Source organism: Virgibacillus salinus (genome assembly GCF_900102415.1).
Classification (GTDB): domain Bacteria; phylum Bacillota; class Bacilli; order Bacillales; family Amphibacillaceae; genus Lentibacillus; species Lentibacillus subterraneus.
On the sequence record NZ_FNKD01000002.1, the window covers coordinates 78,743 to 104,469 of the forward strand.

The window sequence follows — 25,727 nt, forward strand, 5'->3', positions numbered from 1 at the left end:
GAACTTGACTTATCGCCAATAATAGCGAAAGTCAAGATGAATTTTATGCTTGGAAAGCGAAAAGGGTACACGAAGAGCGTAAGCTGCCCCGCAGAACGTGTGGTAGTTCGAAGTTGCCATAGGATGTGTTGTTCTAGTCGAACTTCTTTTATTTCTTATTGTAGACACGGGGAGGGAAGTCCACTAGACGTTAGGCGCTGGCCGGTGAGTACGCCACAGGACGTGGCTGATTCGGAAATCCAGTTATCCACAGTACTTAAATTTTATAGTTTCCAAGACAATGTAAAAAGCTGACTAAGTCTTAGTCAGCTTCTCCATTATTATGCATTTATTCGTTTCCATTCTTTGCGGTAATGTTTTGTTTCTCTAAAACCTAGATTAAGCTGCAATCCGCCTAGTACTAGAAATACAATTCCGATAAACAATGAGATTTGTGTTTGATAGAATATGTATTGGTTAACACCAAAGAAGAATAGAAAACTCCCAAGACTTATACGCGATTTTGCGTTAAAATATGCTTGGGTTAACTTATCGCTAGTCTTCATTATAGCGACTTTGTAGTATACATAAAAAACAAGCGAGAGCACGATGATAATTGGAAAAATAATCATATAATCTACTCCTAATTTTAATGTCTTTATTTATTGTAGCTTGTTTTTAAGAGTTAAGAAAGTATAAACTTTCATATTTTATGTGATTAGAAAACTTGTCTTATCGCCAAGCTATAATGGCGAAAGCCTTAGTTGAACTTATGCAGTAAGAAAATAGTTATATTTTCTTAGCTGCCAAGATAGGAGCCAAATAAATGAGCCTGGAAAAAATTATTCAATCAATTAAAGAATTTGAGACAATCATCATTCATCGTCATGTGCGCCCAGACCCGGACGCATATGGTTCACAAGCAGGTTTAAAGGAAATAATTTTACAGGCATTTCCTGAGAAAGATGTTTTTATTGTTGGTGAAGAGGAGCCTTCATTAAACTTTTTGGTTAGAATGGATGGAATAAGTGATGAGACATATAATAACGCACTTGTAATTGTTTGTGATACTGCCAATGCAGCTCGTATATGTGATCAGCGATATGAACTCGGTTCAATGCTAATTAAAATTGATCATCACCCAAATGTGGATGAGTATGGAGATTTAATGTGGGTGGACACAACCTCCAGTTCCACTAGCGAAATGATCTATGATTTGTTTTTGTATGGGATAAATGAAGGACTTGAGTTAAATGATGAAGCTGCTCGTCTCTTATATGCTGGTATAGTTGGTGATACAGGAAGGTTTTTGTTTCCAAGTACATCGCAAAAAACATTTCAGCATGCAGCCGAACTAGTTACGTATAACTTTGATCGCTCAAGTCTTTATGATGGTCTCTATAGTATAAAAGACAATATTGCCAGACTGCGTGGGTATATCCTGCAACATTTTCAATTAACTTCTTCAGGTATGAGCACGATAAAACTGACAAGGGATATTCTCAATGAATTTCAAGTTGACCCCTCAGATACAGGTCAATTGGTAGGTGTTCTTGGTGAAATTGAAGGAATTAAAGCATGGGCATTTTTCATTGAAGAAACAGACCTTATTCGTGTTAGATTACGCTCAAAGGGTCCGATAATTAATGAGATTGCCGGAAAATATAATGGCGGGGGTCATCCTATGGCCGCAGGTGCATCTGTAAACAGTTGGGATGAAACGAAAAGTGTTATCGATGATTTGGAGAAAGCTTGCTTAGCTTATACAAAATAAAAACAAAAGTGCTGATATTAGCACTTTTGTTCTAACTGCTCTTACTTTCTGGCAATGGTATAAACCAGCACCCTATATTTGTTTGATCGTAATGTACATGAAGATTGTCTCGTTCAATAGAACGTTTCATTAGTCGAATAAGCTCATCAGATTCAGCATATGCAGTGCGTCCTTCTTTTAATTGGGCAATTTTCTCATCGCGAATGTGTCTAGGATTCATAATAAGCAATTTAATCCAGCTCCTTTCATTAAAGTAAGTTATTATATGAAAGTGGATTTTAAAATGACTTTACTTCTACTTTAATTGTATTTTGTTCCTGATGAAATTGCCACAAAATTTATGATATTTCATTAAATGTTCATAGTTAATTGGAAATTTTTGCCTCTACTGTTATTTTTACTGTCTGTGAAATAACTGTTTTCTGTACAACAAAATTATAAGTGAAATCATCTACTTTAAAATTCTTGTTTTGTATTGTTGCTTCTAATAGCTCGGAACTTTCGGAAACTATGGTTACGTCCTGTCCAATAATATCTTCAATCTCTTTCTTCATTAATTCTTCTAGGTCATGTATTATTAGTCTATCAAGACGAAGTTCTTCCTGGTTTGTTATATTAATTTCGATTGATTCAACTGTTAACGCTTCTTTTGATTTTTCATCCAGATCCTGTTTATCCTTTAATAAAGCTTCATTTTGATTTTCCAATTCGTTTACCTTTGATTTAAGTTCCCTGTTTTCACCTAGTAGCTGTTCATACATATACCCATGCATATAGACAAAAATAAAATAAGCGACAATTGCTCCAATGAATGTTCCGACGAGAAATCGCTGCCATCCTTTTCTTTTATGATATGGTGGAATATGCATTAGCCTACATCCTCCTGAATTAGCCATCCAATTAGAATCATAGCTGTTTTTACCCCGCCCATCGCAGATAAAATAAGTAAGACTTGTTTTACCATGTCTAGGGTGGATCCATCATAGATTCCTTTTTCAAAATTGGCGATTGCGTCGAATGTTCCGCCAATTGCGGCAACAACTGCCCAGATTCGCAAGCTTTTAGCAATACGGCTTATCGAGGTGAACGGAGCATCTCCTGTTGCAAACGAACCCATGCTACCAATAATTGCACCGCCGATAATTACGCCAAAGGCTATAAAAAAACAATGTATAAATTGAGCTATAAATCGTTCCTCCATTATTTACGCTCCTCATGAATTTACTCCTTTCATTGTATGATTGGTGTGGACAAGATATGTTATTATGCACGATGGGATACAATTGAAATTTGATGCAGATTCTGAATAGTTTAGCTATAATAATGGTAGAGAGGTGGGATAGTATGTCATTTACGCATTTACAGGTACGAAGTGGTTACAGCCTTATGAATAGTACCATAACAATTAGTAAACTGGTTGATAAAGCACGAGAACTGCAATTTGATGCACTAGCACTTACAGACGAGCATGTTTTATATGGCACTATCCCTTTTTATAAGACTTGTATAGCTAATGGAATTAAACCTATTATTGGAATGACGGTGGAAGTAGCTGCTGCCGAAGATGAAACAGAAACGTGCGTCCTTTTGGCTAAAAACAACCAAGGTTATAAGCACCTTACAAAAATTAGCACACATATACAGTTATCCAAGAAGGCAAGCATCGAAAAGTCTGATCTTGAATTATACAGCAGTAATTTGATTTGCATTTTACCAACTGTAAATAACAAGATGGAATCTCTTTTATTAACACAAACACATGATAAGGTTATGTCGTATTTAGAGGAAACTTGGAATATGTTTCACTCGGATGACTTTTATATTGGTATCCAAGACCATGGATTGGAAAAAGAAAGAAAGCTTAACAATTCACTTAAAGCTTTCCATGAAATTTACCATATTCCTGTCGTGTCCTGGAATGATGTTAGGTATTTGGATGAAAAAGATGATATTGCATATGATTGTTTACAAGCAATAAAAATGGATAGAGGATGGTCACTTCAAATAACCGACCCCACTATTAAACAACGCCATTTACGATCAGCCACTGAAATGGAACAACTTTTTAAATCGTTTTGGCCAGAAGTACTTACTACAACTGATTTAATTAAAGATAAGTGTAATGTTACGTTTGATTTCGAAAGAAGAATGTTACCATCTTATCCGGTTCCAGATCAGCTGGATACTCATACATATCTTGAGAAAATGTGTTGGATTAATGCCGAACAAAAATATGAATTTGTTACAGACAAAATTGCTGAACGTTTAAGATATGAATTAAATACTATTCAATCAATGCAGTTCAGTGATTACTTCTTAATTGTATGGGATTTTATTGCATATGCAAAAATGAATGACATTTTAGTAGGACCTGGGCGTGGATCAGCAGCTGGGTCTGTAGTTGCTTACGTACTTGGAATTACAGAAGTTGATCCAATTAAATATGATCTATTATTTGAACGGTTTCTAAACCCTGAACGTGTAACAATGCCTGATATTGATATCGACTTCTCTGATCATCGACGTGACGAAGTGATTGATTACGTGCGAAATAAATATGGTGAGGAACACGTTGCTCAGATTATAACATTTGGTACGTTTGCAGCCCGTTCATTGTTACGCGAACTGATTAAGACTATAGGAATTGACCAGCAGGATGCCTACTTTGTGTTAAAAGAAATTCCTGTTCAGGCCAAAAACACCATAGTAGAGTATGTAAAGGATTCACCTGATTTGCAGCAATACATAAAGCAATCAACTAAACTGAAGGCACTTTTTGCCATAGCAACAAAGTTGGAGGGCCTGCCAAGACATATTTCGACACATGCTGCTGGTGTCGTAATAAGCGACGAAGCATTAGTTGAAGATGTGCCGTTAACATTAGGGGCAAATGATACAAGTTTAACTCAATTTCCCATGAATGACTTGGAAGCAATTGGCCTATTAAAAATGGACTTTTTAGGGTTGCGTAATTTAACACTACTGGAACGGATCATTAAAACAATTAAATATACATCCAAGCAAACTATCCAGTTAACCGAAATACCGGATGAAGACCCTAGTACATATGCATTGTTGCAAAGAGGGAAAACGAATGGTGTCTTTCAGCTTGAATCACAGGGGATGAAGCAGGTTCTAACAAGACTTAGTCCAACATCATTTGAAGATATTGTAGCTGTAAATGCTTTATATCGACCTGGTCCAATGGAAAATATACCTGTTTACATTAATCGAAAACATGGACAGGAAAAGGTTGATTATCCACACCCCGACCTTGCTCCTATTTTAGAAAAAACGTATGGCGTATTAATTTATCAGGAGCAGATTATGCAAATCGCCCATCAGATTGCTGGGTTCTCATTAGGTAAGGCTGACATTTTACGTAGAGCTGTAAGTAAAAAACAACAAACAATTATGGAACAGCAAAGAGAGGCTTTTATTCAGGGATGTTTAAAGAATGGTTATACAGAAAATGTCGCTGATGAAATATTTAAGTGGATTGTAAAATTTTCAAATTATGGTTTTAACCGGAGCCATGCTGTTGCATATAGCAGGATTTCTTATCAGCTTGCTTATTTAAAAGCGCATTACCCTGAGAGTTTCTTTGCAGAGTTGTTAAGTTCTGTTGCCAGTCAACAGGATAAGTTACATCTATATATGAAGGAACTAAAAGAGATGGAGATAACTTTAGCACGACCTGCAATTAATAAAAGCTTTGGCAAATATGTTGTCGAGCAAGACAGTGTAAGAATGGGACTACATTCTATCAAAGGTATTGGAAATCAGGTTATTAAAGAAATTATTAGGGTTAGAAAAGAAGGGCCGTTCAAAAGTCTATTTGATTTTTGTTTACGTGTTTCTTTAAAGTTAATCAATAGAAAAACACTAGAAACGCTTATCATGGCAGGATCTTTTGATGAATTTCATTGGAATCGTGCAAGTCTCTTGGCGTCGATAGATCAGGCTATGGAGCAAGGAGAGTTATTTAAGGAATTTACTGACCAATCAAACCTATTCCAGGAAAAGCTTGACTTGGAAGCTGATTATGTCGATATAGAGGATTTTAGTTTAATGAAAAAACTGAGTGACGAAAAAGAATTGCTTGGTATTTATGTTTCCAGTCACCCTTTGAAAAAATACCGCAGTATTCTGACAGCATATGACCATGTATCTGTGACCAGGGCGCAAAAATTGGTTGGGAAGAAAAATCTGAAAAGTGTTGGTATTGTCCAGTCTATTAAAACTATCCGCACCAAACGTGGAGAATCGATGGCTTTTGTCACAATTGGTGATGAAACAGGTGATATGGAGGCGGTTATTTTTCCGGATTTATACCGAGATGTTCACCGTTGGCTTTCTGAAGAAGCAATCATTACATTTACTGGAAAAATTGAAAAAAGAAATGATAAGATACAATGTATTATATCCAGGATTGAAGCGTTTGACGAGGAAGCATGGGAACTAAATGAAAAACAAAGATTATTTATTAAACTAACTGAGCAAAATAGTGAGAATGCATTGACAACCATTAAAAAAATAGCAAATGAATACAAAGGGGGAACATCAATTATAGTCTATCATCAAATGAATAAATCAACGTATCAATTATCAAATGATTACTTGATTAATCCTAATAATCAATGTTTAGTATTGTTACGCAACCATTTTGGTGATGATAATGTAGTATTGGATGAACTGCAAGGGTATGACAGTTAACCGCGTTCTGATGGATGCTGTCACGTTTCTTTCTTCTTTACACAATTTTCCCATCTGTTATAATTAAATAGTTAAGTGGTCAGACCACCATATGAATAAACATACAACAATTTCTACTACATAAAGGAGTGATCCACGTGTCTAACTTAAGAGACGAAGCACTGCATATGCACAAAGTGAATAAAGGAAAAATATCCACGGAATCAAAGGTACCAGTTCGTAATGCAAGAGATTTAAGTTTAGCGTATTCACCAGGTGTTGCAGAGCCATGTAAAGAAATTTATGATCGTAAAGAAACAGTATACGATTATACCATGAAAGGCAATATGGTGGCTGTTGTAAGTGATGGTTCTGCTGTACTGGGTTTAGGTAACATAGGCCCAGAAGCAGCAATGCCGGTAATGGAAGGGAAGTCAGTACTTTTCAAAAGCTTTGCTGGTGTTGATTCTTTTCCAATTTGTTTGGCATCAAATAACGTAGAAGAAATTGTTCAAACTGTTAAACTAATGGAACCAACTTTCGGAGGAGTTAACTTAGAGGATATTGCTGCACCAAATTGTTTTATTATTGAAGAAAGATTAAAAAAAGAAATGAATATACCAATATTTCATGATGACCAGCATGGTACAGCGATAGTGACTGTTGCCGGTTTAATTAATGCACTTAAATTAATCGGCAAATCATTCTCTGAAATTAAAGTTGTAGCGAATGGTGCTGGAGCCGCAGGTATTGCTATTATAAAATTATTATACAACTTCGGCGTTCGTGATATGATTATGTGTGATTCCAAAGGTGCAATCTTTGAAGGTAGATCCTATGGAATGAATGATGTAAAAGATCAAGTTGCTAAAATGACTAATAAAGATAATAAAGAAGGTTCATTAGAAGAAATGTTAGAGGGTGCAGATGTCTTCATTGGTGTTTCTGTTGGTGGGTTGTTATCGCAGGACATGATTAAAAAGATGAACGATGATCCAATTATTTTTGCAATGGCGAATCCTGATCCTGAAATCATGCCCAATGAAGCAAAAGAAGCAGGTGCGAAAGTAATTGGGACAGGACGTTCCGACTTTCCAAATCAGGTAAATAATGTGCTTGCATTCCCAGGAATATTTCGTGGGGCATTAGATGTCAGAGCAACCCGCATTAATGAAAAAATGAAAGTTGCAGCTGCAGAAGCGATTGCATCTTTAATAACTGAAGAAGAGTTAAATGCTGATTATGTCATTCCAGCTCCATTTGATTCGAGGGTGGCACCTCTTGTAGCGTCCAGTGTGGCACGTGCTGCAATGGAGTCTGGTGTTGCCAGAATTCATGTTGATCCAGAAAGCGTGGCCGAAAAGACAAGAAAGCTGACACACATTAATACGAAATAATTCACATGCTTAAGGGAGTGGTTCATGGCTGTGTCCATGTCACCTAAACAAAAAGTATATCAAGGCGTTTTACAGGAAATTCGTAAGTATATTGACAGTAACGATTTAGAGCCTGGGAATAAACTCCCATCTGAACGTGAACTAACGGATAAATTACAGGCAGGTAGGTCTTCCGTTCGAGAAGCATTAAGAGCAATGGAGCTTTTAGGATTAATTGAAACGAGGCGTGGTGAAGGCACTTATTTAAGCACATATCGCCCATATCAAACAGTTGAATTGCTATCATCATTTATCTTAAAGGAGAACAACACGAAAAAGGATCTGCTGGTTGCAAAAAAGGTAATGGAAAAAGAAGTAGCCAAGATTGCATATCATCGTATTAATAACAATGATATACATCAATTACACACTTTTATTCATGATAGCGAATTAGAGCCTATTGAGAAGCATGTTTCATTTTTTAACTATTTATTTGAGAAAGCAGATAATTTGTTGCTTGCAAAGGTGTGGCAATTAATGGATGAGTTTTCTTATACTATTGCTAAACTATCTTATGAAGAAGCATTTTACCTGGAGCTTATTCAACTCTATAAAACAAGGAATTATGAGATGATAGAGGAGTTATTTGATAAATTGTCAATGAGAAAATAATTATTTTATCGACGATTTATGACACCTTTTTTAGATGTTATTCGTTATAGTATATGAAAACGACATGAAGGTTTTACTTCCTGCTTGTTGTCTGGGTTTGTTAGAAAAGGAGGAATTACCTTGCTTAAGGATTTTTTTGGTAAGAAGAAAAAAAAATACGCTTCTATCCCGAGTGAACAGGGTAAACTCGAGGTACCAGAAGGACTAATGAAGAAATGCAGTGGATGTCATAAAATATATTATCGAAAAGAAATGCAAAAAAACGTAAATGTCTGTCCTAATTGTGATTATCATCAATCATTAACAGCCTGGGAACGTATCGGAAGTCTATTTGATGAGGGTACTTTTGAAGAATGGGACAAACAATTGACAACCACTAACCCGTTAGAATTTCCAGGGTATGAGGAAAAAATAGAAAAAGACCGTATTAAAACAGGGCTTAATGAAGGTGTGGTAACTGGTAAAGGCTCAATTAACGGACAACCTACAGCTTTCAGCGTCATGGACGCTAGTTTTCGAATGGGTAGTATGGGGTCAGTAATGGGTGAAAAAATCGCTCGTGCAATTGAGAATGCTAAAGATGAGTCATTGCCTTTAATTATATTTACTGCTTCTGGTGGTGCTAGGATGCAGGAAGGTGTTCTAAGCCTTATGCAAATGACAAAAACTTCTATAGCAATTAAGCGATTTTCCGAAGCAGGAGGTTTAATGATTTCGGTAATGACACATCCAACTACTGGTGGTGTCTCCGCGAGTTTTGCTTCATTGGGTGACTATAATTTCGCAGAACCGGGAGCTTTAATAGGATTTGCCGGTCGACGAATTATTGAACAAACGATTCGTGAAAAACTTCCAGATGATTTTCAAACGGCTGAATTTTTATTAAAGCATGGCCAGCTTGATAAAGTTGTTCATCGTCATGAAGTGAAATCCCTCCTAACCACATTACTTATAATGCATGGAAAGGGTGGAGAAACCTCATGAAACAAGTGCTTGATTTTGAAAAGCCAATCGTTAATCTCAAAGAGAAGATTGCTGAGTTAAAAGGGTTTACAGAAGATAGTGAAATGGATTTAACGGAAGAAATAACTACACTTGAGAAACGCCTGGAGATATTGGAAGATGATATTTATGGTAATCTGCAGCCATGGGATCGTGTACAAATGGCAAGGCATCAGGAACGGCCAACAACGTTGGATTATATTGAAGAAATATTTACAGACTTCATAGAATTCCATGGCGATCGCTTATATGGTGATGATGCTGCCATTGTCTCTGGAATAGCACTTTATCAAGGTAATCCTGTGACCGTAATTGGTCATCAGCGTGGAAAGGGTACAAAAGAAAATATTCATCGAAATTTTGGCATGCCCCACCCTGAAGGATATCGAAAAGCGTTAAGACATATGCGTCAGGCGGAAAAGTTTAACCGTCCGATTATTAGTTTTATCGATACAAAAGGAGCATATCCTGGTAAAGCAGCGGAAGAACGTGGACAGAGTGAAGCGATTGCTCACAATTTAATGGAAATGGCTGGACTTACTGTTCCGATTGTCTGCATTGTCATTGGTGAAGGTGGAAGTGGTGGAGCGTTGGGATTAGGTGTTGGAGATCATATCCATATGCTTGAGAACTCAACATATTCGGTTATTTCACCAGAAGGAGCAGCGGCTTTATTGTGGAAGGATTCCGGTCTTGCGAAGAAAGCAGCAGAAACGATGAAAATTACTTCCTATGATTTGAAGAAACTTGGTGTTATTGATCAAATAATTGACGAGCCAAAGGGTGGTGCACATCGTGATGTGAAGCTCCAGGCTGAAAATATCAATCATGTATTAGAGAAATCCCTTAAAGAATTAAGAGTACTGCAGTCGGATGAATTACTTGAGAAGAGATGGGAAAAATATAAACAAATTGGTGAATATAAAGAGATATAGACGATTAATGAGGTTGACAATTGTCAACCTTTTAGTCATTGTTTAGGAAACTATAAAATTTAAGTGCTGTGGATAACTGGACTCCCGAATCAGCCACGTCCAGCTTCGAAGTACAGGATGTACTATTGCGGTTGACGACACAGGACGTGGCGTTCTCACTGGCCAGCGCATAGCGCCTAGTGGACTTCCCTCCCCGTGTCTACGATAAGAAATAAAGGGTGTTCGACTAAAACCACCACATCCTGTGGCAACGTCGAACTACCCCACGTCCTGTGGGGCAGCTTACGCTCTTCATGTATCCTTTTCGCTTTCCAAGCATAAGATTCATCTTGACTTTCGCCATCATTGGCGATCAGTCAAGTTCATCTAATCTCGGGGAAAGGAAGATAGACTAAGACCGCCGCTTTGCGCGCCAACGTCGAACTACCCGCAGCGCTGAGCAGGCGCTTGCGCTTTTGTTTTAATATGGCTTAAATAATTGATATTTTTCTATTTCCAATTATCTTTGGCAGATAAGAAAGTTTAAATACATTCTTACTGCATAAAGCGCAACTAAGGCACTCGCCATTATTGCTTGGCGAATACCAGGTTTTCTAAAAATAAACAAATAATATATGAGGTGAAAGAATGAAGAAAATTGGTGTATTAACGAGCGGTGGTGACGCACCTGGAATGAATGCTGCAATTCGTGCTGTTGTAAGAAAATCTATTTTTCATGATATGGAAATATACGGAGTTAAAAACGGCTTTCAAGGTCTAATAGACGGTAATATTGATAAAATGGATGTTGGATCTGTGGGAGATATAATTCAACGTGGAGGAACTGTATTGCGTTCTGCACGTTGTGAGGAGTTTAAAACTGATGAAGGCCAGCAAAAAGGTATTGAACAGCTGAGGAAGCATGATATCGAAGGGTTGATTGTAATTGGTGGTGACGGCAGTTTTCGAGGTGCTCAAAAGCTCAGTGAGAAAGGATACCCTTGTATAGGTGTTCCAGGTACAATCGATAATGATATTCCTGGAACGGATTTTACGATTGGATTTGACACGGCATTGAATACAATTATTGAAGCAATTGATAAAATACGTGATACTGCAACTTCACATGAACGTACATATGTTATTGAAGTCATGGGCAGGGATGCAGGAGATCTGGCATTATGGGCTGGACTTGCAGATGGTGCCGAAAGTATTCTTATTCCTGAAAAATCAGATGACTTTCAAGATGTAATCTTACGGCTTAATCGTGGGCATGAACGAGGGAAAAAACACAGTATCATCATATTAGCTGAAGGTGTTGGCAGCGGCTTTGCATATGGAGAACGTATCCAAGAGGAAACAAATCTGGAAACAAGAGTAACTGTTTTAGGCCATATTCAGCGTGGCGGATCCCCAACAGCCTCTGATCGAGTTTTGGCTAGCCGACTTGGTGCAATGGCAGTGGACTTACTACTATCTGGTAAAGGTGGGAGAATGGTCGGGATTCAAAACAATCAGATTGTCGATCATGATATTGTAGGAGTATTATCAGAAAAACATACAATTAATAATGATATGTACCAATTATCGAAAGAATTATCGATATAACGACAGTGAAGGAGGAAACAGAATGCGAAAAACAAAAATTGTTTGTACGATTGGACCAGCTTCTGAGTCGACAGAAATACTTGAACAATTGATAGAATCAGGAATGAACGTTGCGCGTCTGAATTTTTCCCATGGTGACTACGAAGAACATGGGCATCGTATTAGAAGTGTTAAAGAGACATCGGAAAAGCTAGGGAAAACAACTGCTGTTCTTTTAGATACAAAAGGACCGGAGATCAGAACAGGTTCTTTTGAAAATGGAGAAGCAGAGTTAATTGAGGATAAACCTGTTTATGTATCAATGGATGAAATAGTGGGTAATTCAGAGCGTTTTTCAGTTACGTACCAAGGTCTAATTGATGATGTGCATGTTGGGTCAAAAATACTTTTGGATGATGGATTAATTGAGTTGGAAGTACTCGGAATTGACTACTCAAATAAGGAAATTAAAACTAAACCATTGAATTCAGGTACGATAAAAAATAAAAAAGGTGTTAATGTTCCAAATGTAAAGGTGAACCTCCCTGGTATAACAGAAAAAGATGCAAAGGATATTGAATTTGGAATTGAGCAGGGTGTAGATTTTATTGCGGCATCATTTGTTCGTCGTCCGTCAGATATTCTAGAAATAAGAGAGTTATTGGAAAAGCATAATGCTACACAGATTCAAATAATTCCTAAAATAGAAAATCAAGAGGGTGTAGATAATATAGAATCAATCCTTGAAGTAAGTGATGGATTAATGGTTGCTCGTGGAGACTTGGGTGTGGAAATACCGCCTGAGGATGTTCCTTTAGTACAAAAGGATTTAATAAGGAAATGTAACACAGCAGGTAAACCGGTAATAACTGCTACACAAATGCTTGATTCGATGGAGCGTAATCCTAGACCTACTCGTGCGGAGGCATCTGATGTGGCCAATGCAATTTTTGATGGAACTGACGCAATCATGTTGTCTGGGGAAACTGCTGCAGGAAATTACCCAGTAGAATCTGTTCAAACAATGAGTAACATCGCTTTAAAGGCTGAGTCAGGCCTGGATCATAAAATGATACTAACTAATCGTTCAAAATCCGTTGATATGACAATAACAGATGCGATTAGTCAGTCGGTCACACACACAGCTATGAATTTGTCTGTTGGTGCAATTATTACCCCAACTGAAAGCGGCCACACTGCTCGAATGATATCAAAGTATCGTCCAAAGTCACCTATAGTTGCAGTAACTTTTTCAGAATCAGTTAACTGTCAACTTGCCTTGGTTTGGGGTGTTCATTCAATCATGGGACAAAAAGCACGCTCCACTGATGAAATGCTGGACATTGCAGTTGATAGAGGATTAAGTACTAACCTCTTTGAGCGTGGTAGCAGAGTTCTTATTACAGCAGGTGTTCCAGTTGGTGAAAGTGGCACAACTAACTTAATGAAAGTGCATGTGATAGGTGATGTTATGGCTAAAGGACAAGGAATAGGCCGTGGTAACGCATATGGTAAAGCAATAGTCGCCAAAAATTCTAAGGATGCCATAGAAAGACTGGGTGAAAATGACATACTTGTAACTTATGGAACTGACCGTGACATGATGGAAGCAATTGAAAAAGCAAGTGGAATTGTGACGCAGGAAGGTGGTTTGACTTCTCATGCTGCTGTTGTCGGGTTAAGTCTTGGAATTCCGGTAATTGTCGGTGTTAAAGATGTATTCAATCTAATTGAAGATAGTGAAGATATTACGATCGACGGCGCAAAAGGCGATATATACAAAGGACATGCAAGTGTACTGTAGTCTCAAAAGCTGAAGAGGTGAAGCGATATATGGACTGCGCCCGATCCTCGACATTGCCACGCAAAGTGGCAGTTTTAGTCGATCTCCTTTAAATCCGTATGAGACAAAGGATATGTGAGGAGCGAAATCGATTCGACGTTGAATTATCGTAAAAATTAAGAAGGAAGTCCATCAGTTGCTGTGAATCGTGAAAACGCTACGTCTTGTGGCGCAATCGGAACTAGTACGTTATGTACGTTGAAGCTGAATGGGGTTTTAATGGTTGATAATTATTTCACAGGTCTTATATATTATAGTTACATGAAATAGAGTGTAGAAAAAGAAGGGGTTACCCCTTCTTTTTCTACACATAGGATGTAAGAAAGGGTGAAATCTATGCGTTGGTTGTTACTGGCACTTCTAATCTTACCTGCGATGGAAATTGGAGTGTTTATTTGGATTGGCGGCATTATTGGTCCTTGGTGGGTTGTTGGCTTAATTTTACTTACCGGTGTTGTAGGAGTGACAATTGCTAAGAATCAAGGAATTGATACTTGGAATCGCGCACAGCAGTCAATGAGCTATGGTCAGGTACCGGCTCATGAAATAGTAGATGGTATTTGTATTTTTGTCGGAGCTGTTTTTTTATTCTCACCTGGCTTTATAACAGATGCTGTTGGATTTACGCTGGTTCTTCCGTTTACAAGAGGACCTTTTAAGTTAATGCTTCAACGATTCTTCAAGGATCGGATAAACAAAGGAAAAATCATCTACCGAAAATGGTAGAATAATTTATGGACCTTTTATAAACTGTCCTATCTGATTAAAAACGCCCGCTTGGTAAAAAGCGTTGCCAATAATTAATAGAATGGGTCCGATAAATAACCCTGAAACACCCCAAATTTGTATGCCTGCAAACAAAGCTACAAGTGCTGCAAGTGGATTTAAATCTATATTACTGGATAATATTTTTGGTTCGAAAAGTTGCCGTTGAACTACCACAATCATATATAAAATTGTTATTGAAATAGTGAGTGAGTAGTTTGCTGTTAAAAATAAATAGAGAATCCATGGAATAAATATGATTCCAGTACCAACGAGTGGGAGAATATCAGCAAGTGCAGCTATCAATGTAATTGTTAATGCATATTCAACCTTCAGAATAATCAGCCCAACAAAAATGATGAAGGCTGATATCGAGATGAGTAATAATTGTGCTTTTAAAAAACCAAACATGGCTTTTTGCAAATGATTCCAAATGTTCATGCTAGTTTCATGTACAGTTTCGGGTATCATTTTTTTAAATGATTGAACAAGATTATTCCAATCGTTTGTGATGATAAAAGTTGCAATTATAGTAAATATAAATAAAGTAAGGGATCCAGGCAATAAAGTTAATGTGACTGGAATCTGTAATAATATATTCTGCAGGAAATTTGTTCCTAATGAAGCAAGTTGATTAATAATCTGTTTCAAATTAGTACTAATGGTTTCCTGCTGGGTGGGATTTAATGTATGAAAAAATGAAGTAAGTTTATGATATAAAGGTAAGAGGTATTCATTTATTAAATCCTCCATAATAAATATAAATGTGCGAAAGTGAGTTGGAATATTCTCTGCTAAGTATGTTGTTCCTTGAATTAATTCCGTAATAATAAAAATTAGGAGTCCAATCAAAATTAAAAAGGCAACAACCATTACCATAAGAGTAGCAATTACACGTGGTATCCTTATTCTTTCTTCCAAAAATGTAACGAACGGATTCATAAATAATGATAGTACGATCGCAAGAAGGAATGGATAAAAAGATGGAACTGTTAATTGGAGGATAAAATATATAGCTACAAAGGTAAAAATCACTATGGAGAACCTTAATAACTGATAAAGTTTATGCTTGTACAATTCAAACCCTCCATATACATCATTTCATACGTTTACTATGTTACATATGATAAAGAATGGAAAAATAGACATAGAACAGTTAATTAAGGTAGTAAAACAGAATAAGGAGCTGATGTTATAGTTTGCTTATATAAAATTATTGGCGAATTTAATCGGTTTCAATTCACATTGAGTTCATAATACTTTATAATTGTTCATGGGGATGACAATGTTATATTGTAAGAATATTGTCAAATGTAATTAATAGTTAATTTATTCTAATTCAGTGAATAATTAATAGAAAAAGGAGAGGGTTTGTTATGACAACCACTAAAGGGCTTGAAGGAGTTGTCGCAACTCAGTCGTCGGTTAGTTCTATTATCGATGATCAACTAACATATGTTGGTTATAGAATTGACGATTTAGCAGAGAATTCAAGTTTTGAAGAGGTAGTTTATTTATTATGGAATCTAAAACTACCTACAAAATCAGAGCTTGATACTTTTAAAGCTGACTTAGCATCCAATATGGAGTTACCTGAAGCTGTTATCGATCATTTGCGTTCCTATGATTTGTCAACAGTTCATCCAATGGCTGCACTGCGTTCTGCAGTATCAATACTTGGATTATATGATGAAGAGTCAGATGTGATGGAGGAAGCAGCAAATAAGCGAAAAGCACTGCGTCTGCAAGCTAAAATCGCTACCATCGTTACTGCGTTTGCTCGTATCCGCCAAGGAAAAGAACCAGTTAAACCCAAAAAAGAATTAGGCTTTGCGGCTAACTTCTTGTACATGTTAAATGGTGAAGAAGCAAAAGATGTTGAAGTTGAAGCAATTAATAAAGCTTTAGTACTTCATGCTGATCATGAACTAAATGCTTCTACATTTACAGCAAGAGTATGTGTAGCAACATTATCAGATATTTATTCTGGTGTAACAGCTGCAATTGGCGCATTAAAAGGACCATTACATGGTGGTGCCAATGAGCGAGTTATGAAAATGTTAACTGATATTGGCGACGAGGAAAATGCAATTCCGCATATTAAAGAAAAAATAGCAAACAAAGAGAAAATTATGGGAATGGGACATCGAGTATATAAGAATGGTGACCCAAGAGCGAAACACTTGAAACGTATGTCAAAAGAATTAACCAAAACAAGTGGACAATCAAAATGGTATAACATGTCTGTGAAAATTGAAGACTTTATTAAAGAAGAAAAAGGTCTCCCGGCAAATGTTGATTTTTATTCAGCTTCTGTTTATCATAGCCTAGGGATTGACCATGATTTATTCACACCAATTTTTGCTACAAGCCGTGTTTCCGGATGGTTAGCTCATATTCTTGAACAGTATGATAACAACCGTTTAATTCGCCCAAGAGCTGAATATATTGGTCCAAAAACACAAGATTACAAACCGATTGAAGATCGCTAGAACTTGATAGAGATAAGGGCCTGTACGTGAACGCCCTAAGTCAGGTCTGAATCATACAGGTCGCTACTCTAATCGGCTGTTACCAAGACATAGTGTATTTATGATAAAATAATCATGTATGAAGATGACTAGGAGGTATTTTTTTATGACACAAGGAGAAAAAATTACAGTTGAGAACGGAAAGATGAGTGTTCCGAACCGTCCGATAGTTCCATTTATCGAGGGTGACGGTACTGGACCAGATATCTGGGCTGCAGCACGAAAAGTAATCGAAGCATCCGTTAAGAAGGCGTATAACGGTGAAAAAGAAATTGAGTGGACTGAAGTTTACGCTGGTCAAAAAGCTTATGATAAAACTGGTGAGTGGCTTCCACAAGACACACTTGACATGATTGATAAATATAAAATTGCAATCAAAGGCCCACTAACAACACCAATCGGCGGCGGTATTCGTTCGTTAAACGTTGCTTTGCGTCAGGAATTGGATTTATTCACTTGTTTACGTCCCGTGCGCTATTTTGACGGTGTTCCATCACCAGTTAAACGTCCTGAAGATGTTGACATGGTCATTTTCCGTGAAAATACAGAGGATATTTATGCAGGGATAGAGTGGCAAAAAGGGTCTGCAGAAGCGAAAAAAGTAATTAACTTTTTGAAAAATGAGATGGATGTTAACAATATCCGCTTTCCAGAAACTTCAGGAATTGGTGTGAAACCAGTATCTGAAGAGGGAACAAAACGTTTAGTTCGTTCAAGCATCGAGTATGCGCTAAATGAGGGACGTAAAAGTGTTACTCTAGTACATAAAGGTAACATCATGAAATATACGGAAGGTGCATTTAAGGCTTGGGGATATGAAGTTGCTGAACAAGAGTATGGTGATAAAGTATTTACTTGGGCAGAATATGACCGTATAGTTGAAAAAGATGGTAAAGATGCAGCAAACAAGGCACAGGATGAAGCCGTAGCTGCAGGAAGATTGCTTGTAAAAGATGCAATTGCTGACATTTTTCTTCAACAAATCCTAACTCGTCCTAAAGAATTTGATGTTGTTGCTACAATGAATCTTAATGGTGACTACATTTCTGATGCTTTAGCAGCACAAGTTGGCGGAATTGGAATTGCTCCAGGAGCGAATATCAACTATGATACTGGTCATGCAATTTTTGAAGCAACACATGGTACTGCACCTAAATATGCAGGAATGGATAAGGTTAATCCATCTTCAGTAATTCTTTCAGCTGTATTAATGCTTGAACATCTTGAATGGAGAGAAGCTGCAGATCTTATTACAAAAGCAATGGATAAAACAATTGGTTCTAAAGTTGTAACATATGATTTCGCCAGAATGATGGATGGTGCAAAAGAAGTTAAAACATCTGAATTCGGTGATGAACTAATCAAAAATATGGATTAATAACAATAGTTGAAGTACCCGGTCAGATATTTATTGACCGGGTACGGCTATTGTATTGTTCGCAGTTTATAGATTTTGGCAGTTGTAAAGGTAAAACTGCTGTCATACTGTATAAGTGTAACTATATTGTAAATTTCTTATTGGAAGGGGAATAACAATGGCTATCAAACGTAAAAAGATTTCTGTTATCGGCTCTGGTTTTACTGGAGCTACTACTGCTTTGATGATGGCGCAAAAGGAACTAGGGGACGTAGTATTGGTTGATATTCCGGATATGGAAGATCCAACAAAGGGTAAAGCATTGGATATGCTTGAAGCTAGTCCTGTACAGGGCTTTGATGCAAAGGTTACCGGAACTGCAAATTATGAAGAAACAAAAGACTCGGACCTTGTAATCATTACAGCAGGTATCGCCCGTAAACCTGGTATGAGCCGTGATGATTTAGTAAATACAAATGCTAAAATTATGAAATCTGTTGCCGGCGATATTGCAAAATATGCTCCAGATTCTATTATTGTTGTACTGTCAAACCCTGTAGATGCGATGACATATACGGCATTTAAAGAATCTGGTTTCCCTAAAGAACGTGTTATTGGTCAATCAGGTGTACTTGATACAGGTCGTTTTCGTACATTTGTTGCCGAGGAGCTAAACATTTCTGTAAAAGATATAACAGGGTTTGTTCTTGGTGGCCACGGAGATGACATGGTTCCATTAATCCGCTATTCCTATGCAGGCGGAATTCCATTAGAAAAATTAATTCCAAAAGAGCGTCTTGATGAAATAGTTGCACGTACTCGTAAAGGCGGCGGGGAGATTGTTGGCCTACTGGGTAATGGCAGTGCATATTATGCACCAGCTGCTTCTTTAACTGTAATGGCTGAAGCAATCCTCAAAGATCAACGTCGTGTACTCCCATCAATAGCATATTTAGAAGGTGAATATGGCTATAAAGATATTTATCTTGGCGTTCCAACGATATTAGGTGGTAGAGGAATTGAAGATATCATCGAGTTAGACCTAACAGAAGAGGAAAAATCTGCATTGAATAAATCAGCAGAATCAGTTAAAAATGTTCTTAATGTATTAGAGTAATCTCTGGTAAAAGCTTCTTTTTACGCATATATAAAGGTAAAAAGAAGTTTTTTTAGCAGTTAAGTAAGCTATAAATCCTTTCTTACTCATAAGCGCAACTAGACTTTTCGCCATTATAGCTTGGCGAGAAGCCAAGTTTTTAAGCAATTAAGGAAAGTGAAATACGCTTTTATAAATACCATGTTAAACTATAATAGTATGGCGTTAACTTCTTTTTTTTGGTATAATAGTAAACGCTTACATATATGGGGGTGATGACGTGATTGGTAAAAAGAGAAAGCTTGGCAAGAAAATTAACGATTTACAAATTGGTGATTCCTACACAGCATCACATATTATAGAAGATAGAGATTTGTTATTATATTTAGGATTAACAAATGATGCAAATCCATTATACATTCAACATGATTATGCATCACAAACAGCTTATCAACAGCCGATCGTACCATCAGTTATGTTATTTGGAGCAGTATCTTCCATTGTGTCAATGCATTTACCTGGGCCTGGGAGTCATATTACACAGCATGAAATGACATTTCCAAAACCTGTTTTTCATTACTCGGAAGTAAAAATTACGCTGGAAATAATTGCAATTGATCAGGAAAACCATCAAATAACATTATCTGTAGTCGGATATGATACTGAAGGTGATAAAATTTTACATGGCAAGCTTCATGTATGTCCGGCATACGAGCCTGAATCCATAACAGGTGCTTCTCTTGAAAACTTCTTTTAAACAGGTGAATACTATCACTATTGTAGTGGTAGTATTTTTTTGCAGTTAAAAAAGTATAAATTCTTTCTTATTGCATAAGTGCCCCCGTTTAGGCTTACACTCCAAAGTATAAGGGCTGTTCTAATAAAGCAAAATACACTTTCATAAAGAACCCATTAACAATGCTAAGTTTTCTAATTGGCTAATCTTTTCAACATGAAAAGGATTTATCAGCCAAAAAGAAACTTAATAGAGCTCCTATCCAGAAAATCAAATAGAATAACGAACCTAATGAAATACAGCTCTTTGTAAATTATTCTTTACATGCTAACATATTCACATTGTTGTCAGTTCAATGTATGATTAATTTATTATACGTTTTATAGAAATGGGGACTATTGATGAGGAAAAAAATTCTTATTGTCGATGACGAAGCATCAATCGTTACGCTTTTAAAATTTAATGTGGAACAAGCAGGCTTTGAAGTAGATGAAGCATATGATGGACTGCAGGCTATTCAAAAAGCGAAGGAATCTAGTTATGACCTCATTCTGCTGGACTTGATGCTTCCGGAAATGGACGGAATGGACGTCTGCAGACATTTACGTAATAATAAAATCGATACACCTATTCTAATGCTAACGGCAAAGGATGACGAATTTGACAAGGTTTTAGGTTTAGAATTAGGTGCAGATGATTACCTTACAAAACCATTCAGTCCTAAAGAAGTTGTAGCTCGTATCAAGGCTATCTTGAGACGATCACAAAAATCCGAAGAAACTGATTTTACTTCAATACGAATTGGAGAATTATTTATATATCCTGATCGTTATGAGGCAGAAATGAATGATACCACGTTAACATTTACCAGGAAAGAATTTGAACTTTTGTATTATCTTGCTGCACATAAAGATAAAGTTTTATCAAGAGATCAGCTGCTAAGTGCGGTGTGGAACTATGATTTTGTTGGAGATACGCGGATTGTCGATGTTCATGTAAGTCATTTACGTGAAAAGATTGAACCAGACACGAAAAAACCAGCATATATTAAAACAGTTCGGGGGCTGGGATACAAATTGGAGGAACCGAAGTAATGAAAGTTATATTTTCAAGACCTTTATTTGCATACATTATGGGGCTTCTAATACTTGTTTTTGTTTCGGGAGCTGTTTTAAGTCAACTTACAAATGAATATATTATTCTTGGTTCTATCTTAACAGTGGAATATATTATCCTATTGTTGATTATGCTTCATGTTTACGACAAATATATGAAACCAATAAAAAAGGCATCCAATACGATTGATGAACTCGTAAAAGGGAATTATCGTGCACGTATTCACCATACTTCAAGTGGAAGTGTAGCAGAACTCAGTAATAAGATTAATATATTAGCAAGAAACCTGAGTGAATTTGCCATTCAGGAGCAAATGCAGGAAAAACAATTATCCACTGTAATTGATAATACACAAAGTGGACTAGTATTACTTGATGAAAAAGGGTATATACACTTAGTTAATAGGAAATTCCTATCGATGTTCGGCGGAGTTCCCCATGATTATAATGGATTCCTGTATTATGAAGTGCTGGATAACGAAAAAATCCATCAAACCGTACAGCAAACTTTTTTGTATGAAAAAAACGTAAAGGAATCGTTTACGCAAGTAATTGAAGTAGATAAAAAATACATAGAAATTGTAGGTGCCCCGATATTTAATGAACGTAACATGTTAAAAGGTGCTGTTCTAGTGTTATATGATATAACACATTTGAAAAAGCTTGAATTGATGCGAAAAGATTTTGTTGCAAATGTATCACATGAACTTAAAACACCAATTACCTCAATTAAGGGGTTTGCTGAAACATTACTGGATGGTGCGATGAATGATAGTGAAACTCTAAAAAATTTCTTAATTATCATTAACGATGAAAGTACAAGATTGCAGGGTTTAATAGAAGACTTATTAACTTTATCACGGCTGGAAAAAGATGAATTTAAGTTAGTTAGAAGAACACTCAATATGAATGATTTAGTTGATGAAGTATTACCTATTATAAAACAATCTGCTGAACAAAAGGGTATTTCGTTAACGGCCGAAGTAGGCGATAGTATCTCACTACAGGCTGATAAAGAAAGGATTAAGCAGATAGTAATCAACCTGCTTACAAATGCTATAAGTTACACGTCAGAAGAGGGCGAAGTAAAGCTAACGGTTACAGATACGGAAGATGAAGTCCATATTCAGGTATCAGATACAGGTATTGGAATTAATCAGGAAGCTATTCCAAGGATATTCGAGCGCTTTTATCGTGTTGACAAAGCACGAAGCAGAAATACTGGTGGAACTGGATTAGGGCTTGCGATCGTTAAGCATATTGTAGAAGTGCATGAGGGGAAGATTTCGGTAGATAGTGAACCGAACAATGGTTCAACGTTTCATGTATATTTGCCAAAGTAACAGCAGTTTGAGCCTTCCTGTAAAAGTTATTTAAAGAACAATCGTGTCCCTTTTTGTTATACTATTATCATAAAGTGATTCGTGAAGGAGAATGATAATTGGACATAAGTAATATTGGCGTAATCATTATAATAGTTATTGCATACTTGCCTGTTATATATAATATGCAGAAGCGAATTCGGAAATTGGAAGATGAATTGAATGAAATGAGAAAACGGATGTAAATTTTTCATTTAAGCTTGTACCATGATAAAATGTGTTTAGTGATTTCACGGTATGATTGGAGGATTACTATGTCAAATAAACTAGTCTTAATTGATGGAAATAGCATTATATATCGTGCCTTTTTTGCATTACCATTATTAAATAATGATAAAGGTGTCTATACAAATGCTGTTTATGGATTTACAACAATGTTGCTAAAAATTCTTGAGGATGAGAAGCCAACACATATGTTAGTTGCGTTTGATGCAGGAAAGACAACGTTTCGTCATGAAACATATAAAGAATATAAAGGTGGCCGGCAAAAGACTCCACCTGAGTTATCAGAACAGTTTCCTGTATTAAAAGAAGTGTTGGATGCTTTTCAGATTCCACATTATCAGTTGGACCAATATGAAGCGGACGACATTATCGGAACACTTTCAAAACAGGGTAAGAACAATAATTGGGATGTAACGGTTATTTCCGGTGATAAGGATTTGTTACAGCTAGTATCAGATGAAGTTACTGTTAACCTTACGAAAAAGGGGCTAAGTGACGTTGAATCTTATACACCATCGTTCATGAAAGAAAAGATGGAAATAGACCCAGATCAAATTATAGATCTTAAAGCATTAATGGGTGATAGTTCAGATAATATTCCAGGTGTTCCGGGTGTTGGTCAAAAGACAGCGACAAAATTAATAAAGCAATACCACACACTTGAAAATGTTTACGAACACGTGGATGAAGTAAGTGGAAAGAAGTTAAAAGAAAAACTAGTCGACCATAAATCTGAAGCATTTATGAGTAAACAGCTCGTTACAATCAATTGTGATTCTCCGATAAAAATTTCAACGGATGATCTTACATACGAAGGGTATCAGCAATCAGATGTAAGTGCCATTTTTAAAGATTTGGGATTCCTTTCTTTGTTAACTAGACTTACTGGTGATCCTACCGAAGAAAATGATATTACCCAAGGTCTTAGTGAAATTAACTATACCATTCTTAACGAGGTAACTGAAGAGATTTTTACTGAGAAAAATGCAGCATTGGTAGTGGAAATGCTTAAGGAGAACTATCACCAAGCTCCAATTGAAGGATTTGGTCTAGTTGATGGTTCAAATGCCTATTTTATACCAACAACTGTAGCGTTAAACTCAAATGCGTTTAAAAAATGGGCGGAGGATATAACAAAATCCAAAATAGTCTTTGATGCTAAGAAAACTTTGGTTGCTTTACTGAACGAAGGTGTACATATTCAGGGGATTTCCTTTGATATGCTTTTGACATCATACTTACTCAATCCATCTGAAAATAACCATGATATCCCTGCTATTGGACATCGGACTGGTGAAACGGATGTCTCATTTGATGAAGAAGTATACGGAAAAGGTGCAAAAATGAAAGTGCCGGAACAGGATGTATTGGCAGAGCATGTTGTCCGCAAAACAAATTTACTATTTAATGTAAAAGATAAAATGGAAGAACAATTGAAAGCGAACGAGCAATTTGAACTACTTAAAGAATTAGAAATGCCGCTAGCACTAATTTTAGGTGAGATGGAGCATACTGGTGTTCAGGTTGATATAGAAAGACTTGAGGCAATGGGAGTTTCGCTTAAGGAGCGCTTGAAGAATATTGAGAATGAAGTTTATGAACTTGCGGGCGAAGAATTTAATTTAAATTCTCCTAAACAATTAGGACCTATACTATTTGAAAAACTGGAACTCCCAGTAATCAAAAAGACTAAGACTGGTTATTCTACTGCTGCAGATGTCCTGGAGCAATTGGAATCGGAACATGAAATTATCCCAAAGCTTCTTTTATATAGGCAGCTTGGTAAACTTCAATCAACCTATATTGAAGGGTTATTAAAAGTGGTGGATCGTAACAGTAATAAAATTCATACCCGGTTCAATCAAGCATTAACACAAACTGGAAGGTTGAGCTCAATTGATCCAAATCTGCAAAACATTCCGATCCGGTTGGAGGAAGGACGTAAAATTCGCCAGGCATTTATACCTGCAAAAGAGGACTGGATAATGTTTGCAGCTGACTACTCGCAAATTGAGCTACGTGTGCTTGCACATATTGCAAAAGATGAAAAGTTAGTTGCTGCATTTAAAAACGATATCGATATCCATACTCAAACTGCGATGGATGTTTTTCATGTGGAAAAGGATGACGTGACATCAAATATGCGCAGACAAGCTAAAGCAGTTAACTTTGGTATTGTCTATGGGATAAGTGATTATGGACTTTCTCAGAGTTTGGGCATTACACGTAAGGAAGCGAAACAGTTTATTGAGCGCTATTTTGAAAGTTATCCAGGTGTAAGAAAGTATATGGATGAAATTGTTCAGGAAGCAAAGCATCAGGGTTATGTTACAACATTCATGATGCGCAGAAGATATTTGCCAGAAATAACGAGCAGAAATTTTAATTTGCGATCTTTCGCTGAAAGGACGGCAATGAACACACCCATCCAGGGCAGTGCGGCGGATATTATTAAGAAAGCAATGATTGATTTACATCAAAAGCTAATGGACGAGAAATTGGAAGCACGTATAATATTACAAGTACATGATGAGTTAATTATAGAAGCACCAAAGAGCGAAATTGAAAAACTAAAAGAAATAGTCCCAGCTATAATGGAGAATACTATAGAATTGTCTGTCCCGCTGAAGGTAGATTATGAATATGGTGATAGCTGGTTTGATGCAAAATAAGGAGAA

22 protein-coding genes are annotated in these 25,727 nt (G+C 36.7%); 17 read left to right on the top strand and 5 right to left on the bottom strand.

Going from position 1 to position 25,727, the window contains the following annotated elements; translation table 11 throughout:
• Positions 1-320: 320 nt before the first annotated feature.
• Entirely contained in the window at positions 321-611 is a 291-nt protein-coding gene (locus BLS02_RS07185; protein WP_092492332.1) for a YtpI family protein, read from the bottom strand.
• 194 nt (positions 612-805) lie between these two features.
• Between BLS02_RS07185 and BLS02_RS07190 the strand changes: the two genes are divergently transcribed.
• Complete coding sequence (locus BLS02_RS07190) at positions 806-1,753, top strand: DHH family phosphoesterase (protein WP_092492333.1); 948 nt, start codon at positions 806-808, stop codon at positions 1,751-1,753.
• Positions 1,754-1,784: 31 nt separating this feature from the next.
• Here the strand turns inward: BLS02_RS07190 and BLS02_RS07195 are convergent, their stop codons facing one another.
• The 3 genes from BLS02_RS07195 to BLS02_RS07205 all read right to left on the bottom strand — a co-directional run bounded on the left by BLS02_RS07195 (position 1,785) and on the right by BLS02_RS07205 (position 2,954).
• Complete coding sequence (locus tag BLS02_RS07195) at positions 1,785-1,973, bottom strand: YtzJ family protein (RefSeq protein WP_342728793.1); 189 nt, start codon at positions 1,971-1,973, stop codon at positions 1,785-1,787.
• Positions 1,974-2,118: 145 nt separating this feature from the next.
• The gene (gene ytrI, locus BLS02_RS07200; RefSeq protein ID WP_092492335.1) at positions 2,119-2,622 is read right to left on the bottom strand and encodes a sporulation membrane protein YtrI; all 504 of its coding nucleotides are present in this window, start codon (positions 2,620-2,622) and stop codon (positions 2,119-2,121) included.
• Complete coding sequence (locus tag BLS02_RS07205; RefSeq protein ID WP_092492336.1) at positions 2,622-2,954, bottom strand: sporulation membrane protein YtrH; 333 nt, start codon at positions 2,952-2,954, stop codon at positions 2,622-2,624. The genes ytrI and BLS02_RS07205 overlap by 1 nt, the downstream gene beginning before the upstream one ends.
• A gap of 143 nt (positions 2,955-3,097) precedes the next feature.
• Here BLS02_RS07205 and dnaE point away from each other — a divergent pair, with 143 nt between their 5' ends.
• The 8 genes from dnaE to BLS02_RS07245 all read left to right on the top strand — a co-directional run bounded on the left by dnaE (position 3,098) and on the right by BLS02_RS07245 (position 14,568).
• Positions 3,098-6,469 (top strand): DNA polymerase III subunit alpha, encoded by a 3,372-nt coding sequence (dnaE, locus tag BLS02_RS07210; RefSeq protein ID WP_092492337.1) that lies wholly within the window; start codon positions 3,098-3,100, stop codon positions 6,467-6,469.
• A gap of 137 nt (positions 6,470-6,606) precedes the next feature.
• Positions 6,607-7,845, top strand: a complete 1,239-nt coding sequence (locus tag BLS02_RS07215; RefSeq protein WP_302846739.1) for an NADP-dependent malic enzyme — start codon at positions 6,607-6,609, stop codon at positions 7,843-7,845.
• 24 nt (positions 7,846-7,869) lie between these two features.
• Positions 7,870-8,496 (top strand): FadR/GntR family transcriptional regulator, encoded by a 627-nt coding sequence (locus BLS02_RS07220; RefSeq protein ID WP_245736057.1) that lies wholly within the window; start codon positions 7,870-7,872, stop codon positions 8,494-8,496.
• A gap of 120 nt (positions 8,497-8,616) precedes the next feature.
• Positions 8,617-9,480 (top strand): acetyl-CoA carboxylase, carboxyltransferase subunit beta, encoded by an 864-nt coding sequence (accD, locus tag BLS02_RS07225; RefSeq protein WP_092492338.1) that lies wholly within the window; start codon positions 8,617-8,619, stop codon positions 9,478-9,480.
• Positions 9,477-10,433: an acetyl-CoA carboxylase carboxyl transferase subunit alpha gene (gene accA, locus BLS02_RS07230; protein ID WP_092492339.1), complete on the top strand. Its 957-nt coding sequence runs from the start codon at positions 9,477-9,479 to the stop codon at positions 10,431-10,433. The genes accD and accA overlap by 4 nt, the downstream gene beginning before the upstream one ends.
• Before the next feature lie 627 nt (positions 10,434-11,060).
• Positions 11,061-12,020, top strand: a complete 960-nt coding sequence (pfkA, locus tag BLS02_RS07235; protein ID WP_092492340.1) for a 6-phosphofructokinase — start codon at positions 11,061-11,063, stop codon at positions 12,018-12,020.
• A 22-nt stretch (positions 12,021-12,042) separates the two neighbouring features.
• Positions 12,043-13,803 carry a pyruvate kinase gene (gene pyk, locus BLS02_RS07240; RefSeq protein ID WP_092492341.1) on the top strand — a complete coding sequence of 587 codons (1,761 nt, stop codon included), beginning with the start codon at positions 12,043-12,045 and terminating at the stop codon, positions 13,801-13,803.
• Positions 13,804-14,178: 375 nt separating this feature from the next.
• A complete protein-coding gene (locus BLS02_RS07245; protein ID WP_092492342.1) occupies positions 14,179-14,568 on the top strand; it encodes an FxsA family protein in 390 nt (129 codons plus the stop codon).
• Between the two features lie 6 nt (positions 14,569-14,574).
• Here the strand turns inward: BLS02_RS07245 and ytvI are convergent, their stop codons facing one another.
• A complete protein-coding gene (gene ytvI / locus BLS02_RS07250) occupies positions 14,575-15,684 on the bottom strand; it encodes a sporulation integral membrane protein YtvI (protein ID WP_092492343.1) in 1,110 nt (369 codons plus the stop codon).
• Positions 15,685-15,983: 299 nt separating this feature from the next.
• On the opposite strand from ytvI, the gene citZ reads away from it, so the two are divergent.
• The 8 genes from citZ to polA all read left to right on the top strand — a co-directional run bounded on the left by citZ (position 15,984) and on the right by polA (position 25,721).
• A complete protein-coding gene (gene citZ, locus BLS02_RS07255) occupies positions 15,984-17,099 on the top strand; it encodes a citrate synthase (RefSeq protein ID WP_092492344.1) in 1,116 nt (371 codons plus the stop codon).
• Positions 17,100-17,244: 145 nt separating this feature from the next.
• Positions 17,245-18,516: an NADP-dependent isocitrate dehydrogenase gene (gene icd, locus BLS02_RS07260; RefSeq protein WP_092492345.1), complete on the top strand. Its 1,272-nt coding sequence runs from the start codon at positions 17,245-17,247 to the stop codon at positions 18,514-18,516.
• A 157-nt stretch (positions 18,517-18,673) separates the two neighbouring features.
• Positions 18,674-19,612, top strand: coding sequence for a malate dehydrogenase (gene mdh, locus BLS02_RS07265; protein WP_092492346.1), 939 nt, complete (start codon positions 18,674-18,676; stop codon positions 19,610-19,612).
• A gap of 259 nt (positions 19,613-19,871) precedes the next feature.
• A complete protein-coding gene (locus tag BLS02_RS07270; protein ID WP_092492347.1) occupies positions 19,872-20,348 on the top strand; it encodes a MaoC/PaaZ C-terminal domain-containing protein in 477 nt (158 codons plus the stop codon).
• A gap of 380 nt (positions 20,349-20,728) precedes the next feature.
• Positions 20,729-21,421, top strand: a complete 693-nt coding sequence (locus BLS02_RS07275; protein ID WP_092492348.1) for a response regulator transcription factor — start codon at positions 20,729-20,731, stop codon at positions 21,419-21,421.
• Positions 21,421-22,785 carry a two-component system histidine kinase PnpS gene (pnpS, locus tag BLS02_RS07280; RefSeq protein ID WP_092492349.1) on the top strand — a complete coding sequence of 455 codons (1,365 nt, stop codon included), beginning with the start codon at positions 21,421-21,423 and terminating at the stop codon, positions 22,783-22,785. The genes BLS02_RS07275 and pnpS overlap by 1 nt, the downstream gene beginning before the upstream one ends.
• Positions 22,786-22,883: 98 nt before the next feature.
• Positions 22,884-23,009 (top strand): hypothetical protein, encoded by a 126-nt coding sequence (locus BLS02_RS19320; RefSeq protein ID WP_281243667.1) that lies wholly within the window; start codon positions 22,884-22,886, stop codon positions 23,007-23,009.
• Between the two features lie 69 nt (positions 23,010-23,078).
• Complete coding sequence (gene polA / locus BLS02_RS07285) at positions 23,079-25,721, top strand: DNA polymerase I (protein WP_092492350.1); 2,643 nt, start codon at positions 23,079-23,081, stop codon at positions 25,719-25,721.
• Positions 25,722-25,727: the final 6 nt, after the last annotated feature.

Bases quoted from the DNA above. Each gene is read 5' to 3' on its own strand.
- BLS02_RS07185 (WP_092492332.1), bottom strand. From the start codon at position 611: ATGATTATTTTTCCAATTATCATCGTGCTCTCGCTTGTTTTTTATGTA.
- BLS02_RS07190 (WP_092492333.1), top strand. From the start codon at position 806: ATGAGCCTGGAAAAAATTATTCAATCAATTAAAGAATTTGAGACAATC.
- BLS02_RS07195 (WP_342728793.1), bottom strand. From the start codon at position 1,973: ATGAATCCTAGACACATTCGCGATGAGAAAATTGCCCAATTAAAAGAA.
- ytrI (WP_092492335.1), bottom strand. From the start codon at position 2,622: ATGCATATTCCACCATATCATAAAAGAAAAGGATGGCAGCGATTTCTC.
- BLS02_RS07205 (WP_092492336.1), bottom strand. From the start codon at position 2,954: ATGGAGGAACGATTTATAGCTCAATTTATACATTGTTTTTTTATAGCC.
- dnaE (WP_092492337.1), top strand. From the start codon at position 3,098: ATGTCATTTACGCATTTACAGGTACGAAGTGGTTACAGCCTTATGAAT.
- BLS02_RS07220 (WP_245736057.1), top strand. From the start codon at position 7,870: ATGGCTGTGTCCATGTCACCTAAACAAAAAGTATATCAAGGCGTTTTA.
- accA (WP_092492339.1), top strand. From the start codon at position 9,477: ATGAAACAAGTGCTTGATTTTGAAAAGCCAATCGTTAATCTCAAAGAG.
- pfkA (WP_092492340.1), top strand. From the start codon at position 11,061: ATGAAGAAAATTGGTGTATTAACGAGCGGTGGTGACGCACCTGGAATG.
- pyk (WP_092492341.1), top strand. From the start codon at position 12,043: ATGCGAAAAACAAAAATTGTTTGTACGATTGGACCAGCTTCTGAGTCG.
- BLS02_RS07245 (WP_092492342.1), top strand. From the start codon at position 14,179: ATGCGTTGGTTGTTACTGGCACTTCTAATCTTACCTGCGATGGAAATT.
- citZ (WP_092492344.1), top strand. From the start codon at position 15,984: ATGACAACCACTAAAGGGCTTGAAGGAGTTGTCGCAACTCAGTCGTCG.
- icd (WP_092492345.1), top strand. From the start codon at position 17,245: ATGACACAAGGAGAAAAAATTACAGTTGAGAACGGAAAGATGAGTGTT.
- mdh (WP_092492346.1), top strand. From the start codon at position 18,674: ATGGCTATCAAACGTAAAAAGATTTCTGTTATCGGCTCTGGTTTTACT.
- BLS02_RS07275 (WP_092492348.1), top strand. From the start codon at position 20,729: ATGAGGAAAAAAATTCTTATTGTCGATGACGAAGCATCAATCGTTACG.
- pnpS (WP_092492349.1), top strand. From the start codon at position 21,421: ATGAAAGTTATATTTTCAAGACCTTTATTTGCATACATTATGGGGCTT.
- polA (WP_092492350.1), top strand. From the start codon at position 23,079: ATGTCAAATAAACTAGTCTTAATTGATGGAAATAGCATTATATATCGT.